Raw genomic sequence first — 16,180 nt, forward strand, 5'->3', positions numbered from 1 at the left:
TTTCTCCTATCCTGATACTACTTATAGACTAAAATGTTCAGCAATCGTACTCAATGCATGTACGGGGAAAAATGACAAGGCAGCTACGATAAAGATCACCGCAAATGTCATAGCTCCGAATGTAGCTGTATCGGTTTTCAACGTCCCGGCACTTTCGGGGACATATTTCTTCTGAGCCAACAACCCAGCTATCGCCACCTGACCGATAATCGGGATGAAGCGGCTCAGGATCAAGACAATGCCGCAGGAGTAATTCCAGAAATACGTATTATCGCCCAGCCCTTCAAAACCGGAACCGTTGTTGGCCGCCGAAGAAGTGAATTCATAAAGCTGTTCGCTCAATCCATGGAAACCGGGGTTGTTCAACCACCCACCTTCACTTGCAACGAATTCCGGATGATGGGCATACAGATAACTCGAGAGTGCCGTACCGACCAGAATGACAAAAGGATGGAGCAGTGCCACAATCGTGGCGATCTTCATTTCCCGGGCTTCCACTTTTTTACCCAGGAACTCAGGTGTACGTCCTACCATCAGCCCGCTGATGAACACGGCTATAATAATAAATGTATAGTAGTTCATCCATCCCACACCGACACCACCGAACCAGGTATTGATCTGCATGTTCAGCATCTCCATCATACCACTAAGCGGCATGGTAGAATCGTGCATACTATTTACCGACCCGTTGGATGTAACCGTGGTCGTAATGCTCCAGAGTGCTGATGAGCCTGCACCGATACGTACCTCCTTACCCTCCATCGCTCCACCGCTTTGGTTTATTCCCATTTCGTCAATGCGGGGATTACCTCCCATTTCCTGACTGACATTGATTACTACCCCAACCAAATAGGCAGCCAGCATGACTCCGAAAATACTATAAGCCAGCTTTTTCCGCTTGATATAAAAACCGAATGCCAGTACCATTGCCATCGGAATGATCAGGATAGACCAACATTCCACCATATTTGTCAGAAAGGTCGGGTTTTCCAAGGGATGCGCGGAGTTGACACCAAAGTAACCGCCACCATTCGTACCCAACTGCTTGATAGGTACGATGGCTGCCGTAGGACCTTGCGATACCAACTGTTCCTGACCTTCAAGAGTGGTCAGTTTCATTTTACCATCAAATCCCATCGGAGTGCCCTGCAAAATAAGAATAAAACCGACAATCAGAGAGAGAGGCAACAGGATACGAGTACAACTCAGTACCAGGAAGTTCCAGAAGTTACCAATCGTCCTTGTCGTCTTGGCTGCCATTGCCTTCATCATACCTGCCATTGCAGCCATTCCCGTGGCAGCGGTAATAAACTGGAAAAGCATGATGACAAATAACTGGGTGAAATAAGTCAACCCGCTTTCCCCGCTGTAATGCTGCAAGTTACAGTTTACCATGAAACTAATACAGGTATTAAAAGCCTGATCGGGTGTCTGCGCTCCATTCCCATCCGGATTCAACGGCAACCACCCCTGACTGACCAATAATACCATTCCCCAGAAAAACCAGAAAGCATTTAAAATCAGCAATGCTTTCAAGAACTGTTTCCAGTTCATCTCTTCCTTCGGCCGGATACCGCTCACTTTAAAAATCACTCTCTCTACGGGGGCCATGAAGTCCGACCACGTCTTCTCTCCTTTATAAACTTTGGCTATGTATTTTCCCAATGGAAAGGCAAGCACCACCATCAGGAGAATCTGCAAAACCACACCTAAAATTTCCGTATTCATCTGCTTTTATTTATTAGCCGACAGATAACCGTCCTAAAACCATTATCTGTTGAATTAAAACTTTTCGGGTTTGACGAGTACATACATCAAATAGCCGAAGATCACAATCCCTGTTGTAAATAGTACAGTGTACATAATTCAAATCTCCTTTCCTTTCTAAATCTTCTCAAACCAATCTACACATTTCCAAAATAGCCAGAAGCAGGCGAAGCCGCTTAAAAGGCAGACAATAAATGATACTGTAATTCCCATGTTTTTACCTTGTTTTAAAATGTTACTAATTGTTTTTACCTGAATCTCTTTGTGCCAAATATATGCCAAAAGAAGAAGGAAAGGGTTAATCTATTATTATTCAAAAGATTAAAAAGAAGGAAGGGAAAAAAGACACATGCCGTATCCTTTCATTTTGGTAGGGTACATACTATTTTGAAAAGGATACCGGGGAAATTTGAACAAAACAAAGTTGCAGGAACGTCGGACTGAGATAATTATAGAACCATGATGGAACATAAGAAGGTACTGCATGAGAAGACAGTCTCCCGTAGAGCAAGTAATCCTTTCCCGGTGGGGCAGCTTAAGTTTGTCCGGAACATAGCTTGTTAGACATGCCCATGTTTCACTGTTAAACATGGGCATGTCTAACAGTGAAACATGTACATGTCTCGCAGTCAAACACCCCCATGTTTGACATGAAAGGGTACGACCCAACGATGCGCAAGGTTATAGTGAGCGATACACAGAGTCCGGCTGAATGATAAGAAAGGTCATAGTATCTACTCCAGCCCCAATCAATTGCACACCATTGGAGACACGCTGTTTGGAAAGAGATAATGTATTATGGTCTTTTCTTTCTATGATAATTTATACTCCTCTATTTTACGATACAATGTGGTCAACCCGATTTTCAGCAATCGCGCTGCTTCCGTCTTGTTGCCTTTAGTGAATTCCAATACCCGGACAATGTGCCTACGCTCCATTGTGGAAAGTTCAAAACTTCCGGGAGCCGCCTCATCGGAATGTTCGTAATGGGAGTTTTGTATCTCCAACGGCAGATCGGATACATCGAGGCATTCTCCGTCACAAACGATCAGGCTACGTTCGATCACATTACGCAGTTCACGGATATTCCCCTTCCAGACTTGTTGATTAAGTGCGGCAAGAAATCCTGCAGACATTTCTCGTTGCGGACGGGAAAGCTTTTCGGAGAAACTGCGCACAAATGCTTCTGCAAGTATTTTAATATCTCCCGTACGTTCACGAAGAGGGGGCAACAGCACCTGAAAGACGGAAAGTCTGTAGAATAAATCTTCCCGGAAACGTCCGGCAGCAATCTCCTCCGGCAGATTTCTGTTGGTAGCGGCAATGACACGTACATTCACCCTCGTGGGTTTCGTATCTCCAATCTTTATGTATTCTCCCGTTTCAAGTATACGAAGCAGCTTGGCTTGCAGTTCAAAAGCCATCTCTCCGATCTCGTCCAAGAATATGGTACCGTTGTCCGCTTCCTCGAAAAGTCCTTTCTTATCCTTCAAAGCACCTGTAAACGATCCGGCTTTATGACCGAACATCTCGCTTTCCAGCAACTCTTTGCTGAATGAAGAGCAGTTCACCGCCACAAAACTCTGTTTGCTCCGCTTGCTATTGTAGTGTATGGCTTGAGCAAAGACTTCCTTCCCGGTTCCCGTTTCTCCCGTCAGCAAAACCGGTACATCGGTTACAGAGACTTTCTTAGCCAACAGGACAGCCTCCTGCAATGCTTTCGATTCGCCCAGTATAGAATCGAAAGAATACATCTGCCCCACCTTCTTTTCCAGTTTCTCCAGACGTACATTCATCCGCGCCTTCTCCACGGCACGGCTGATAAGCGGGATGATCTTGTTATTATCATCTCCTTTGGTTATGTAATCGAACGCCCCGTTCTTAATGGCTTGCACCCCATCGGGAATATTGCCGTGCGCAGTCAACAGAATGACTTCCGCATGAGGAGATGCTTTCTTCAACGAAAGCACAAGATCGACACCATTTCCATCAGGAAGAAAAACATCACACAGCACTACATCAGGAGCTTGAAGTTCAAGTTGCTTCATGGCCGATTTACAATCACCGGCCTGGCATACTTCGTAACCTTCCAGTTCCATCATCCGTGCCAGAAGCTTACGAATCTGGACTTCGTCATCGATAATAAGAATCTTACTCATGATTCAATAAGAACGGTAAAAAACAGGGTGCGCAAATATAGTGCTTTTCACGGGACTGCCAAAACCTTTGGCAAGGTAGTAGAATCGCCTAACAGCAATTTACTTGAAAAAAGTAGAGAATTAGTGAGGATAGAATGCTATAATTTGTATATTTGCTGCATAAATATCAAACCTATAACAAATATATGGGAAAAGCACTACACACATTAAGGCAGTTTTGCAAACCTGCCACCCGGTTAGACTGGTGGGCCTCATGGGGAGGAATACTTTTAGGCAGTACAATTCTTGCTGCCGGTTTTGTTTTCTTTATCAATCCTTATAATATAGTACCGGGAGGAGTATACGGTGCAAGTATCGTGCTTCACAACCTTTTTCCTTCCATTCAGGTGGGAACGTTCGGCTATATGTTCGATGTACCGTTGCTGATTCTTTCCGTAGTATTACTCGGAGCCAAACTTGGCTCACGTACCATTGTGGCGGCATTAATCACTCCACTCATCATGAATGCCCTGTCCAAGTGGGTCTACCCTTCACAGGAAGCACTCGAACAACTCGACCCGGCACAACTATTGGGAGGCAGCATGAATATGACCGACCATCTGATGCTGACTTGTATTATCGGAGCCACGCTGATCGGCCTCGGCAGCGGTATCGTTGTACGCAATCAGGCAACTACGGGAGGAAGCGATATTATCGGTATGATCTTGCAGAAGTATTTCCATATTCGTTTTTCGAACGCTATCTTACTGGTAGATGCCACCGTAGTCAGCTTCGGACTGGTAGTGATCGGATTCGGTGTGGGAAGTGCGGATGATATCAGCCAACCCACATGGTATCTGTCATTCTATTCGCTTATTGCCATTTTCGTTATCTCACGGGTTATCGCTTACGTAATAAACGGGGCAAAAGATGATAAATTATTCTTTGTCATTAGTGAGAATAAGATGGAGGAGCTTCACCATTATATTCTCAAAGATCTGGATCGTACCGCTACTTGCATCAAAAGCAGCGGGCTATATACGGGTGCCGATAAAGAAATGCTTTTCCTTGTTGTCAGCCGCAAAGAGGTGGCCGGTGTAAAGCAGAAAATCAAAGAAGTCGATCCGCGTGCTTTTGTCGTAGTCATCGACGCATACGCTACCTTCGGCGAAAGGTGGAGAGTACTTCCTTCTGCCAGTGAGTTGCAGCCCGAATAATTGGAAACATACGGAACTTATCACCGGATATTGTACCTTCTGAAAACCTTATCTTTTGAAATTCGTATCTCGAAGACAACTCAAAAATGCTCTTTAAAGAATTGAATCTTATTGTACAAAGAGGATATATCCCTACCCGAATATATCCTCTTTGTATTATGAGAGTACGTTGATAATCTTACTTCACATTGAAAAACTTCGAAGTATTTGTTGTCCCGTCATTATAAGTACGGACAACCATATAAAGAACACCATCGTAGGATGCCGGCTTCGGAACTTCAATGCCGTAAGTATTATAATAAACCTCTTTCACTACAATCTTGCCGTCAATGACATCACCGATACCGGATAGCTTATTACAATTGATTTCGAACATTCGTGCCAGTTCACCTGCCGTTGCAGTCAATGTTGCTTTATCAACACATTCTTTGTCATCGAACATAGCGTTGAAACCGGAGAATGAAATATTAGCAACGGAAGATGTCCAAACGACTCCTTCGGGTGTGCCTACAAAGAAATCTTTCGTAACCGAATTTTCGGAATCACCTTCGGCAAACGCAATCGTGACAGCATTAATCAAAGCATACGGTTCGGATATTTGTGTTTTCGGAATCGGTAATGTATAGTCATCACCCGATGTCCATCCATTACCTATGTCGATCTTTGCAAGTTCGGCAATAGTAGTGGCCGTTCCTACTGTGTTATTGTGATAAGTGCCGTAATCGGTAACGAAATATGAATTTTCCACTTTATTTTCATCATTCCAGTATGCGCCATCGCTTAGGTCTACTCCGATAAGGGCTCCGCACTCATCGGACAGGGCAACTATCTTACCGGCATTGTAACAACAAAAGATCTGTGTATGTCCACTTCTCGACACTCCGACAAGACCACCTACTTGATTTGCTCCAGTCACGAGACCCATGTTGTAACAGTCTGTAAATACAGCAGTGCCCTCTCCTGCAAGACCACCAATTCCGTAACCTGAAGTCTTATCTGTCCCTATTTCAGTACTTAGGGAAGTTATATCGCCTACATTGAAGCTCGATTCAACGACTCCCTTATTACCAAGACCAACAAGTCCTCCGCCACGGTTGGTCGATGTAGCGACTTGTCCTGAATTCCAGCAGCTCTTTAGAGTGCTTGTCACTCCATTTAAGTATCCGCAAATACCTCCAATACCGAAAGAGCCTTTGAGTTCCGCTGTATTATAACAGTTTTCGGTAATCGTGTAATCAGTACTATAACCTATTATACCTCCTATATGATTACCATCGGATTCTATTTTCCCGGTATTGTAGCAATTGCTAATGACAACAGGGCTGTCTTCATTCGGTGCATTCTTATAGTAAGCTACGATACCTCCGGTATTGATGTTGGTCGTACTGATAGTTCCGGAGTTCCAGCAATTTGTGAATTTAGAGCCAGCTGTGTAAAAAGCAACTAACCCTGCAGTAGGAGCGCCTGAACTCGCTTGCGTTGTAGTGGGTCTTGCCGTGATGTCACCCGTATTATAGCAACCTTCGAAAATCAACGGATTGGTGATTGTAGTTCCACTGGCATTTGCATTCGCAATCAGACCGGCCACAGCAGCCGAACCTACAATATTGCCTTCATTGTAGCATCTTGTCAAAGTCATGGTATGTTTCCTTGAATTGGAAGCATTTGCGTATGCTATAAGACCGGCTACATATTTGGTCTTGTCAATGTCGATGGTTTCTACATTGCCCTTATTGTAGCATTCTTCCATCATTATCGGTTCGGATTCCGCTATCAGACCTGCCACATAAGATATTTGATTTGCATTGCAGATGATCTTTCCCTCGTTTCCGCAACGTATCAATTCCACACCTTCGGCAGCCTTAGCTGCTATGCCGGCAATATCATTGCCGGTACCCGAAATCGTTCCTTTATTAATAACATCGGTCAATCTGGCGGTAGCATACAATTGTCCGAATCCCGAAGTACCTTTATCTTTGGAAGAGGTAACGTTGATTTCACTTACACAGTTGACGAGCTTTCCATATACGGCAGCCGTGAAACCACCTGTGGAAGCATAGCTGGAAGTTACCTCCCCTGCCATCGTAAGGTTAGAGATAGAACCTGATTCGCCTAAGATACGTATTGCCGCTTGTCCGGCATTCGTAGTAGTCAATTTTATGTTACTGATTTTCTTATTGTTGCCATCGAGCGAAGCCTGCAATGGCGTTACCCCTTCAGCTGCAAGCATCTTAAATTCGGTATCGGCAAAATCAATATCTGCTGTTAATTGAAAGAATTTCCCTTCGAACGATTCTGCAATTATGTCGATATAGTCAGAAAGGTTATTCCAATCGGTAGGGGAAGAAATCAGATACGGGTCTTCTTCCGTTCCTGAACCTGCCAACGGTACATCCGGTACTCTTTTTATCTCGATCTTTTTCACATAGTCACCGAAATCTGCGATTAAGTTATCTATGGTAAGTTCTTCCACCTCCTCAGGAGAGTAGAGCGTACTACCTCCGATAGCAAACTCTTTATTTTCTTCCAACGACCAGGTAAGGCCATCGACTAATGTAAGCTTAGCGTTCTGGTTCATATCCTTAGCTGTTACACCCGGCTTCATGGTGACTACTACTTTGCGGGCTTTGGTCATTTTGTCTTCATTGGCAAACTGTTTCAATACCGGATATTGACCTTTGGTGAAATCCCAAATAGAAACATCGAATCCTTCCAAAGCAGTGCCGGAAACAAGAACTGACGTTTCAACACCGTTCATACCTTCCATGTCGACATTGCTTATTGCGTTCAACATAGAAATCTGTGCGTCCCAATAGTTGTTTTGAATGATACCTTGTGTACCTCCCTCACCGGCAATTGCACTGATGGTATTCTTATCTTCACCATCAGCCGATACTGAACCGAAGTTGACAGCGTTATACATGTCGTTATGTCCTGAAACATCAGCCATAATCACCTTCGAGTAAATACCGGCAATACCTCCGGCTCTTTCACCCCAAGAGTATATCGTACCTGCATTCACACAATTACGGATCACACCGCCTGTCGATGAACCTGTGATACCTCCAGCGGTCTTGATCATTCTTTGCATTTTTTGGAACATAGAGATCTGCTTTACCTCTACATTTCCAGCGTTGGCACAACTTTCTACGAATCCATAGTTAATGCCCGTGATACCACCTACCGTATTGTATCCGCAATATATGTTTCCGGCATTATAACAATTGGTGACCTTTCCGTCCTTACGAACATATCCGACGATACCTCCTATGTTATTGCTATAGCCTCTTACATCAGCATAATTCTTACAGTTGTCAACCAACCCATAGTTCTCCCCAGCGAAAGTTCCGGCTGTAGCCCAAAATTCAAATTTACAATCAGCGGCAAATGTAATGTTCTTAATAACGCCACCGGCTGCTAATCTGCCGATGAAGCCACCGTTACTGCGGCTATTCATATTATCGGGCGTACCTAATCCATCTTCCGTATCTTCCGGACGAATTTTCCAAAGTACCCTGTCAATCAACATCCGGCTTATGGTATGACCATCACCATCGATATTTCCTGAGAACTGACAATCGTTGTTATTGTAAACAGATGATATACCGTCAAATTCCGTAGTATATTCCATATCAATGTCATTAGCCAATTTAAAATAAGTATCGGTGAACGGCTGCATTTTAATATTGGTCATGTTTCCCAATTCTATCAAATCATCTTTGTTTTTTAGTAGGAACGGATTCAGCTCCGTACCATCTCCTTCAAATGAGACAGGTACTATTTTGATGAAATAAGCAAAGCTTACGTTTCCGTTTTTTACGACAAGAGTATCGGTCCCGAAACTGTCCTTTATCTTGATTTTACCATCATCAATAGAACTGGAATAACCCTCAGTTCCGTATTTCTTGTCCTTATAAAGAGAATATTGCGTATTACCAAGCGGTTTGAGAATAGCATCTTTCGATATCTTTCCCAACGAGTTTCCGCTTGCCAAACCTATAACCGAAGCTCCCATTTTAGCCGCTTCATTGTCATCCAATCCTTTAAGACGGGGATATTGCCCTTCGGTGAATGACCATACAGAAGCATTCAATCCGGCAATTCCGGACACTTTGGTTAGGTCGGCTGTTTCTATACCTGATATTTTTGTGTATTTGGAGCCGAAGTTTGACATCTGTTTGTCAAAATAGATATTGTCGATAATCGGAGTAGAACCATCCTGTATCATACCGAGTGTTTCGCGTGCCTCCGTTTCAAGATTGTACTGATATGTATCGGCAAATATTTGTGTGGAAGTGTAGCAACCAGTCACTACAGATTGCTTCTGCACTTTTTCTGCATCCGTATAACTACTCACAAATCCAGTCAGACCACCGACTCTTTTCGAAGCCTTGGCCTGTACGGAACCGATGCTATAGCTATCGTTCAATTCTCCTGTGAGAGAGCCAGCGATACCTCCGACAGCTGTATTAGTGTCGTTGCATCCTAGTATTGTTCCGACACTGAAACATTTCGTGATAATGCCTTGGTAGCAATTTCCCGTGATACCACCTACGCACAAAGCTTTTGCATTCAGAGACTGGCAATCGACTGTTCCGGAGAAGAAGCAATTCTCGGCTTTTGCATAATATAATAGAGCCGTTAAGCCTCCGGCAGGAGAATTGAGCGCGCCTGAAGAGTAAGCTATTACGTTTGTTTCAGTCGCACTACAGTTTTGTATCAATTCATCGACTTCACTTGCGAGTCCGGCAACATTTCCTACCAAGCCAATAATACTGCTGTTTGTTACAGAACTGTTTGTTATGGTTTTCACCACGCCTGCCAATCCGGCTGTGGCTCTTTCTGAATTTTGTACGTCGGCATTTAAAACGTGACAATTGTCGATGATACCGTCAGACCAACCGGCAATGGCTGCCGCATAATAGTTGGAAGCTCTAATTACGGGATCTTCCGCATTGAGATTCTTGATTACACTTGACTCACCGGCACGACCGAACAGAGCCGCATATCCGGCACCTCCCGTCGATACATTGATGTTTTTAATTGTATGGTTATTACCGTCGAATATTCCGTCAAAATGATGGAACCAGTCTTGTCCTATAGGGGTAAAGCGGTATCCTGCCATGTCAATGTCGTTTTCCAAACGGAAATATTTGCCGGTAAAGGCACGATTGTATTTCTTTCCGTCTGCATCAGTTGAATTATAGTCGGATTGCTTAACGTCATTGACTTTGTCGCCAAGTAAGACCAACTGATCGATTGACTTAATCAGATATGGACTCTTTTCTGTTCCTTCGCCTTCAAAGTCACTTACGGAAATCGTAGGATAACTTATGTCGAAGGGAACAGTCAACTTACCTTCGGTTATGATTGCGAGATAACTAGACGAGTTTGTCATGGTCCAATTTTTCCAAGCCATACTTCGGTTATCTGTTGCCTTTTCGGTAGCGATTGCATCAGCATAACCGGTAATTCGTCCTGTCGAAGGATCATAAGTAATAGCATTGGTGTAATAATTATCGCCATTGTTGGCGTTACGAACTAATTGTCGACCAATTACGGCCTTTTGGTCGCGTTTCAATTCCAATTCCACCGTCATTCCATAATTTCCGAAATTTACGACTGTCAGAATATTAGGTGAGGTTTGCTCCGCTATTACGCTATAAGTAAGTTCTTCTTCTGTAAAGGGTGAATTCGTGGTCACGAGTCTTGTCTGTGACATTGTGGCATTGGCCCTTTGAAATTCAGTTTGGTAGAAACATCCTACGTACGAGTTAGTAGATATTTGAAAAATGCCCCACCATGAAGTGATGGAAATTGAACCATCATCGTTAATAACCCCTTCGATATCCTTCGTGCGGTTCGGTTTCGGTAATCCATCGTCACCAACTTCGACAAAGGCGATATCCAATTTACCAAGAGCCGGGGTTTCAATAATTTGTTGGTTTGGAATTGTAATAGTCTTTGTAGTGAAATCTACTGTTGCCATCACATTTACACCTGTATCGTAGAAGTTGATGAACTCGATGTTATTAGGATTTCCATCGACAGCCTCAATCGTAACACTTCTACCCCCATCGGCACCCGGGTTTAAAAGAGTTTTGTAGGTTTGTACGTAATCTCCTGTAATTTCATTCACGGAGCTTACCAAAGCAGCTTTTAAAGGGAGCTTTTTAACAGTAGTAGAAGTTTCCTCCTTGATAAACTTACCATTTTTACTCAACCTGAGAATCGGCTGTTCTTGCAGTGTTTTAGGCGAAAGTTTTGCGGACTTCGGGACAGTGGCAACACTTTGCGTAGAATAGTCCATTGCAAGAATACTTAATGGGAGCCACAAGCATGCAAGCAGCATCCCCAAAAAAGAAGTAATCTTTTTCATAAGTAAACTATTGATTTATAACATAGAACAATCCACAAAGTTATACATTTTTTTATTATTTCCAACTTCAAATGACTGTTTATCAAGAAAAGTGCTAATATATAAACAATGCAAAAATAAGGGATAGGCATGCAAATTTCTTATAACTGACCATGAACTTTTTTATCTTCATCTGCGTTATTATTTCCAAAGGAAACTATTTACTAAAACAACAAATATGAAGATTATCATCATCGGAGGCGTAGCAGGTGGGGCAACCACTGCCGCACGTATCAGGAGAATGGACGAAACAGCAGAAATTATTCTTATTGAAAAGGGAAAGTATATCTCTTATGCCAACTGTGGTTTACCTTATTATATAGGAGACGTAATTACCGATCGGGAAAAATTATTTGTACAAACACCCGAATCATTTTCAATACGTTTTCGGGTAGATGTCCGTACCGAGAATGAAGTTATTTTTATAGACCGGAAGAAAAAAACCGTTACCGTACGCATGAAAAGCGAAGATACTTACGTAGAGAGCTACGATAAGCTACTGATTTCTACCGGAGCAGTTCCAGTAAAACCGCCTTTGCCCGGTATCGATTCGGAAGGTATTTTCACATTACGTAATATCAGAGATACAGATCGCATCAAAGAATATACGAATCAACATCCCATACGAAGGGCTGTAGTGGTAGGTGCAGGCTTCATCGGACTGGAAATGGCGGAGAATCTACATGACCTCGGTGCAAAAGTATCCATCGTAGAGATGGCAAACCAAGTGATGACTCCCATTGATTATTCTATGGCTTCACTGGTTCACCAGCATCTTATGGAAAAGGGGGTAAACCTCTATCTGGAACAAGCAGTGGCTTCTTTTGAAAAAACGGGAAAAGAGATAAAAGTGATCTTTAAAGATGGACAGTCCATACCGGCAGACATAGTCATTCTTTCTATCGGTGTACGACCGGAAACAACCTTGGCACGTGCAGCGGGACTTACCATCGGAGAAGCAGGAGGCATTGCGGTAAACGATCATCTGCAAACATCGGATGAATCCATCTACGCTATCGGAGATGCGATCGAATATCCCCATCCACTTACAGGGAAACCTTGGTTGAACTATCTGGCTGGTCCGGCAAACCGGCAGGGACGTATCGTTGCCGACAATATCTTAGGAGCGAAACTCAGTTACGAAGGAGCCATCGGCACTTCTATCGCTAAAGTTTTCGACCAGACGGTAGCCGCTACCGGACTTCCGGGAAAGAGGCTGAGACAAGCTGGCATTAAGTACATATCGTCCACCACACACTCATTATCGCATGCAGGATATTATCCGGGTGCTACCCAGATGAGCATAAAGATCACGTTTGAACCGATAACGGGCAAATTGTTCGGCGCACAAATCGTGGGATATGATGGGGTGGATAAACGCATTGACGAGTTTGCCCAGGTCATCAAACACCAAGGGACCATCTACGACTTGATGGAACTCGAACAAGCTTATGCTCCTCCCTATTCATCAGCGAAAGACCCTGTAGCCATTGCGGGATACGTAGCACAGGATATTATTTCCGGTAATGAGAAAATGGTTTATTGGCGTGACTTACGGGATATCGAGTTAGAAAATGTATTCCTACTGGATGTACGTACACCCGATGAGTTCTCGCTCGGTTCGTTGCCCGGTGCTGTTAACATTCCGCTGGATGAAATACGCGACCGCATAACTGAAATACCGAAAGATATACCGGTATATGCATTCTGTGCAGTCGGACTGCGCGGTTACCTCGCTTATCGGATTCTGTCGCAACGTGGATACGATAATGTTCGCAACTTGTCTGGTGGTTTAAAGATTTACAAAGCAGCAACTGCCCCTATCATACTGAATGAAGAGGACTGTGAACGGGAAGAGGAGCCTGTCGCGAAAAAAGAAAAGCGGACGATAACAGAAAAAGAACAGAAAACAACTGTTGCGGTTGATCGGAAAGCTGCAACAGCGACATCTTCTACAGAAACCCTTGTGATTGGACCTATGTCAACCATTGAAACCGAAACAACCGGAGAGGACGATAAAAAGCCACAGAGAACCATTCGTGTAGATGCCTGCGGGATGCAATGTCCCGGTCCGATCCTGAAAATGAAGAAAACAATGGATACACTAGCCCCCGGAGAACGGGTTGAAGTCACTTCCACCGATCCAGGATTTGCCCGGGATGCAGCCGCCTGGTGCAATTCAACAGGTAACAAACTCATTTCCAAAGAATCCACAGCGGGAAAATCAGTGATTGTCATCGAAAAGGAAGAGCCCAAAGCCTGTAGCGTAGTGACCAGCTGCGAAGGCAAAGGAAAAACATTCATCATGTTCAGCGATGACCTCGATAAAGCTCTCGCTACATTTGTCTTAGCCAATGGCGCAGCAGCTACCGGACAAAAAGTAACCATCTTCTTCACTTTCTGGGGACTGAACGTCATTAAACGCCTCAGCAAAACGAAAACGGAGAAAGACATTTATGGCAAAATGTTTGGCATGATGCTTCCTTCCAGTTCACAGAAGCTTAAACTATCGAAAATGAGCATGGGCGGTATAGGAGGAAAAATGATGCGCCACATCATGGGCAAGAAAGGAATCGAATCGTTGGAATCGCTTCGGCAACAGGCATTGGAGAATGGTGTAGAATTCATAGCCTGCCAGATGTCGATGGACGTGATGGGCGTAAAACGAGAAGAATTATTGGATGAAGTTACTGTAGGCGGTGTAGCAACTTATATGGAACGTGCCGATAATGCAAATGTCAATCTGTTTATTTAACGAATAAAGATGAAAACAATATGCCTGATGCGCGATATATTCAAAGCCCTGTCGGGCTTTGAAGCGCAATTTGAAGAGATATATGGACTGACACTGAACGAAGCAATGATATTGTGCGCTTTGCAGGAAGCAAGGGAAGAGATGACTTCCACCGCTCTCTCCTCCCGAACGGGAATGGCACCTTCACATACTTCCAAAGTGATCCGGGCTGTGGAAGAAAAAGGATTATTGGAACGGTCGTTAGGCAAAACCGATAAGCGTCTAATGTATTTCAAACTGACTCCCGATGGGAGAAAAAAGCTAGAAGAAGTTAACCTTGAAAAGGTAGAAGTGCCGGAGATGTTGAAACCTCTATTATAAACTTTAACATTTTAACATCCGCTATTCCGAACCTTTTGTAACAAAACTTGTTGTTTCTATACAAAAGCCTAAGGTACCAGGGCAGGATTTTTTATTTAACCTAAACATTATAAAAGATATGAAGAAATTAATTCCTATTTTATTGGCGGTCTTTGCACTCGCATCATGCGAGAAAGACCCTGACATGGACAAATTGGACAATGACTATTTAGTTTACACCAATTACGACAAGAAGGCAAATTTCAAAGAGTTTCACACCTACTATCTGCCTGATAAGATTCTCGTGATCAATGATAAAACCGAACCGGAATATCTGGAAGGCGAAGGCGCACAGGAAATTCTAGCTGCGTATAAGAGTAATATGGACGCAAGAGGCTATACAATGGCTGCAACTAAAGAAGAAGCCGATCTTGGCGTGCAAGTAAGTTATATTAAGAGTACCTATTATTTCACCGATTACGGATATCCACAATGGTGGTGGGGTTATCCCGGATATTGGGGCTCAGGTTATTGGGGCAACTGGGGTGGCGGATGGTACTATCCGTACGCTGTAAACTATAGCTATAGCACCAACTCATTTATTACTGAAATAGTAAACCTGGAAGCACCCGAAGGAGCTAAAGAAAAGCTTCCCGTACTGTGGACAAGCTACATGAGCGGACTCGCTTATTCCAGCTCTATCAATAAGACTTTAGCTGTAAGAGCAGTCAACCAGGCATTTGCCCAGTCACCTTATCTTACTAACAAATAATAAAGTACAACCATTATGAAGACAATAAAATATGTTTCTTTCAGAGTGATGGCCATAGTGGCTCTTGCACTCGTCTTTGCCATGCCGGCAAAGGCACAATTATCAGACAACGGATACGCTAATATCGACTGGCAGTTCAATGCGCCATTAAGCAATAATTTTGCAGATAAAGCTAGCGGCTGGGGTATGAACTTCGAAGGTGGTTATTTTGTAACTCCGAACATCGGTTTGGGACTGTTCCTGAATTATCACAGTAATCATGAATATATTGGACGCGAAACTCTTTCGGTAAACGGTGGTCACATTACTACCGACCAACAACATACTATCTTCCAGTTACCTTTTGGTATGGCAGCACGCTATCAGTTTAACCGCGGTGGAGCATGGCAACCTTACTTTGGCGTAAAATTAGGTACCGAATATGCCAAAGCACGTTCCAATTACAATATATTCCAATCCAGCGATGACTCTTGGGGCTTCTACGTTTCTCCTGAAGTTGGTTTAAACGTTTATCCATGGGCTTACGGACCGGGGCTGCACCTTGCAGTATACTACAGCTACGGAACTAACAAAGCTGATGTATTGACCTACAGTGTTGACAAACTGAATAACTTCGGTTTCCGCGTCGGTGTATCCTTCTAAAATTTGAATACAGATAACAACGTATAGTAAGTAAATAATCATTTTAGGTATCGCCCTTTCGCCATTGGCTGGTGGAAGGGCGATTTGTTTGTAAAGCCCTAAACAAATTCAGAGTTGGAAAAAGAGAGATTA

8 protein-coding genes and 2 pseudogenes are annotated in these 16,180 nt (G+C 43.5%); 6 read left to right on the forward strand and 4 right to left on the reverse strand.

Annotation, left to right across the window (positions count from 1 at the left end):
* Window positions 1-21: 21 nt before the first annotated feature.
* The 3 genes from kdpA to H8744_RS02875 all read right to left on the reverse strand — a co-directional run bounded on the left by kdpA (window position 22) and on the right by H8744_RS02875 (window position 3,926).
* Complete coding sequence (kdpA, locus tag H8744_RS02870) at window positions 22-1,728, reverse strand: potassium-transporting ATPase subunit KdpA (RefSeq protein WP_262433410.1); 1,707 nt, start codon at window positions 1,726-1,728, stop codon at window positions 22-24.
* Window positions 1,729-1,782: 54 nt separating this feature from the next.
* Window positions 1,783-1,863 (reverse strand): potassium-transporting ATPase subunit F, encoded by an 81-nt coding sequence (locus H8744_RS18995; protein ID WP_369411047.1) that lies wholly within the window; start codon window positions 1,861-1,863, stop codon window positions 1,783-1,785.
* 716 nt (window positions 1,864-2,579) lie between these two features.
* Window positions 2,580-3,926 (reverse strand): sigma-54-dependent transcriptional regulator, encoded by a 1,347-nt coding sequence (locus tag H8744_RS02875; protein ID WP_262433411.1) that lies wholly within the window; start codon window positions 3,924-3,926, stop codon window positions 2,580-2,582.
* Between the two features lie 185 nt (window positions 3,927-4,111).
* Here H8744_RS02875 and H8744_RS02880 point away from each other — a divergent pair, with 185 nt between their 5' ends.
* Window positions 4,112-5,122, forward strand: coding sequence for a YitT family protein (locus tag H8744_RS02880; RefSeq protein ID WP_262433412.1), 1,011 nt, complete (start codon window positions 4,112-4,114; stop codon window positions 5,120-5,122).
* A gap of 178 nt (window positions 5,123-5,300) precedes the next feature.
* Here H8744_RS02880 and H8744_RS02885 read toward each other — a convergent pair whose 3' ends face one another.
* Entirely contained in the window at window positions 5,301-11,501 is a 6,201-nt protein-coding gene (locus tag H8744_RS02885; protein WP_262433413.1) for a hypothetical protein, read from the reverse strand.
* 217 nt (window positions 11,502-11,718) lie between these two features.
* On the opposite strand from H8744_RS02885, the pseudogene H8744_RS19110 reads away from it, so the two are divergent.
* The 5 genes and pseudogenes from H8744_RS19110 to H8744_RS02905 all read left to right on the forward strand — a co-directional run.
* Window positions 11,719-13,381 (forward strand): annotated as a pseudogene (locus tag H8744_RS19110) (FAD-dependent oxidoreductase); the annotation flags it as partial.
* A gap of 191 nt (window positions 13,382-13,572) precedes the next feature.
* Window positions 13,573-14,295 (forward strand): annotated as a pseudogene (locus tag H8744_RS19115) (DsrE/DsrF/DrsH-like family protein); the annotation flags it as partial.
* Between the two features lie 9 nt (window positions 14,296-14,304).
* Window positions 14,305-14,655: a MarR family winged helix-turn-helix transcriptional regulator gene (locus tag H8744_RS02895; RefSeq protein WP_262433415.1), complete on the forward strand. Its 351-nt coding sequence runs from the start codon at window positions 14,305-14,307 to the stop codon at window positions 14,653-14,655.
* Between the two features lie 118 nt (window positions 14,656-14,773).
* The gene (locus H8744_RS02900) at window positions 14,774-15,406 is read left to right on the forward strand and encodes a DUF4136 domain-containing protein (protein WP_262433416.1); all 633 of its coding nucleotides are present in this window, start codon (window positions 14,774-14,776) and stop codon (window positions 15,404-15,406) included.
* Between the two features lie 15 nt (window positions 15,407-15,421).
* The gene (locus H8744_RS02905; protein WP_262433417.1) at window positions 15,422-16,048 is read left to right on the forward strand and encodes a porin family protein; all 627 of its coding nucleotides are present in this window, start codon (window positions 15,422-15,424) and stop codon (window positions 16,046-16,048) included.
* Window positions 16,049-16,180 lie beyond the last annotated feature (132 nt).

The sequence above is a fragment of the Jilunia laotingensis genome (genome assembly GCF_014385165.1).
In the GTDB taxonomy this organism is placed as follows: Bacteria; Bacteroidota; Bacteroidia; order Bacteroidales; family Bacteroidaceae; genus Bacteroides; species Bacteroides laotingensis.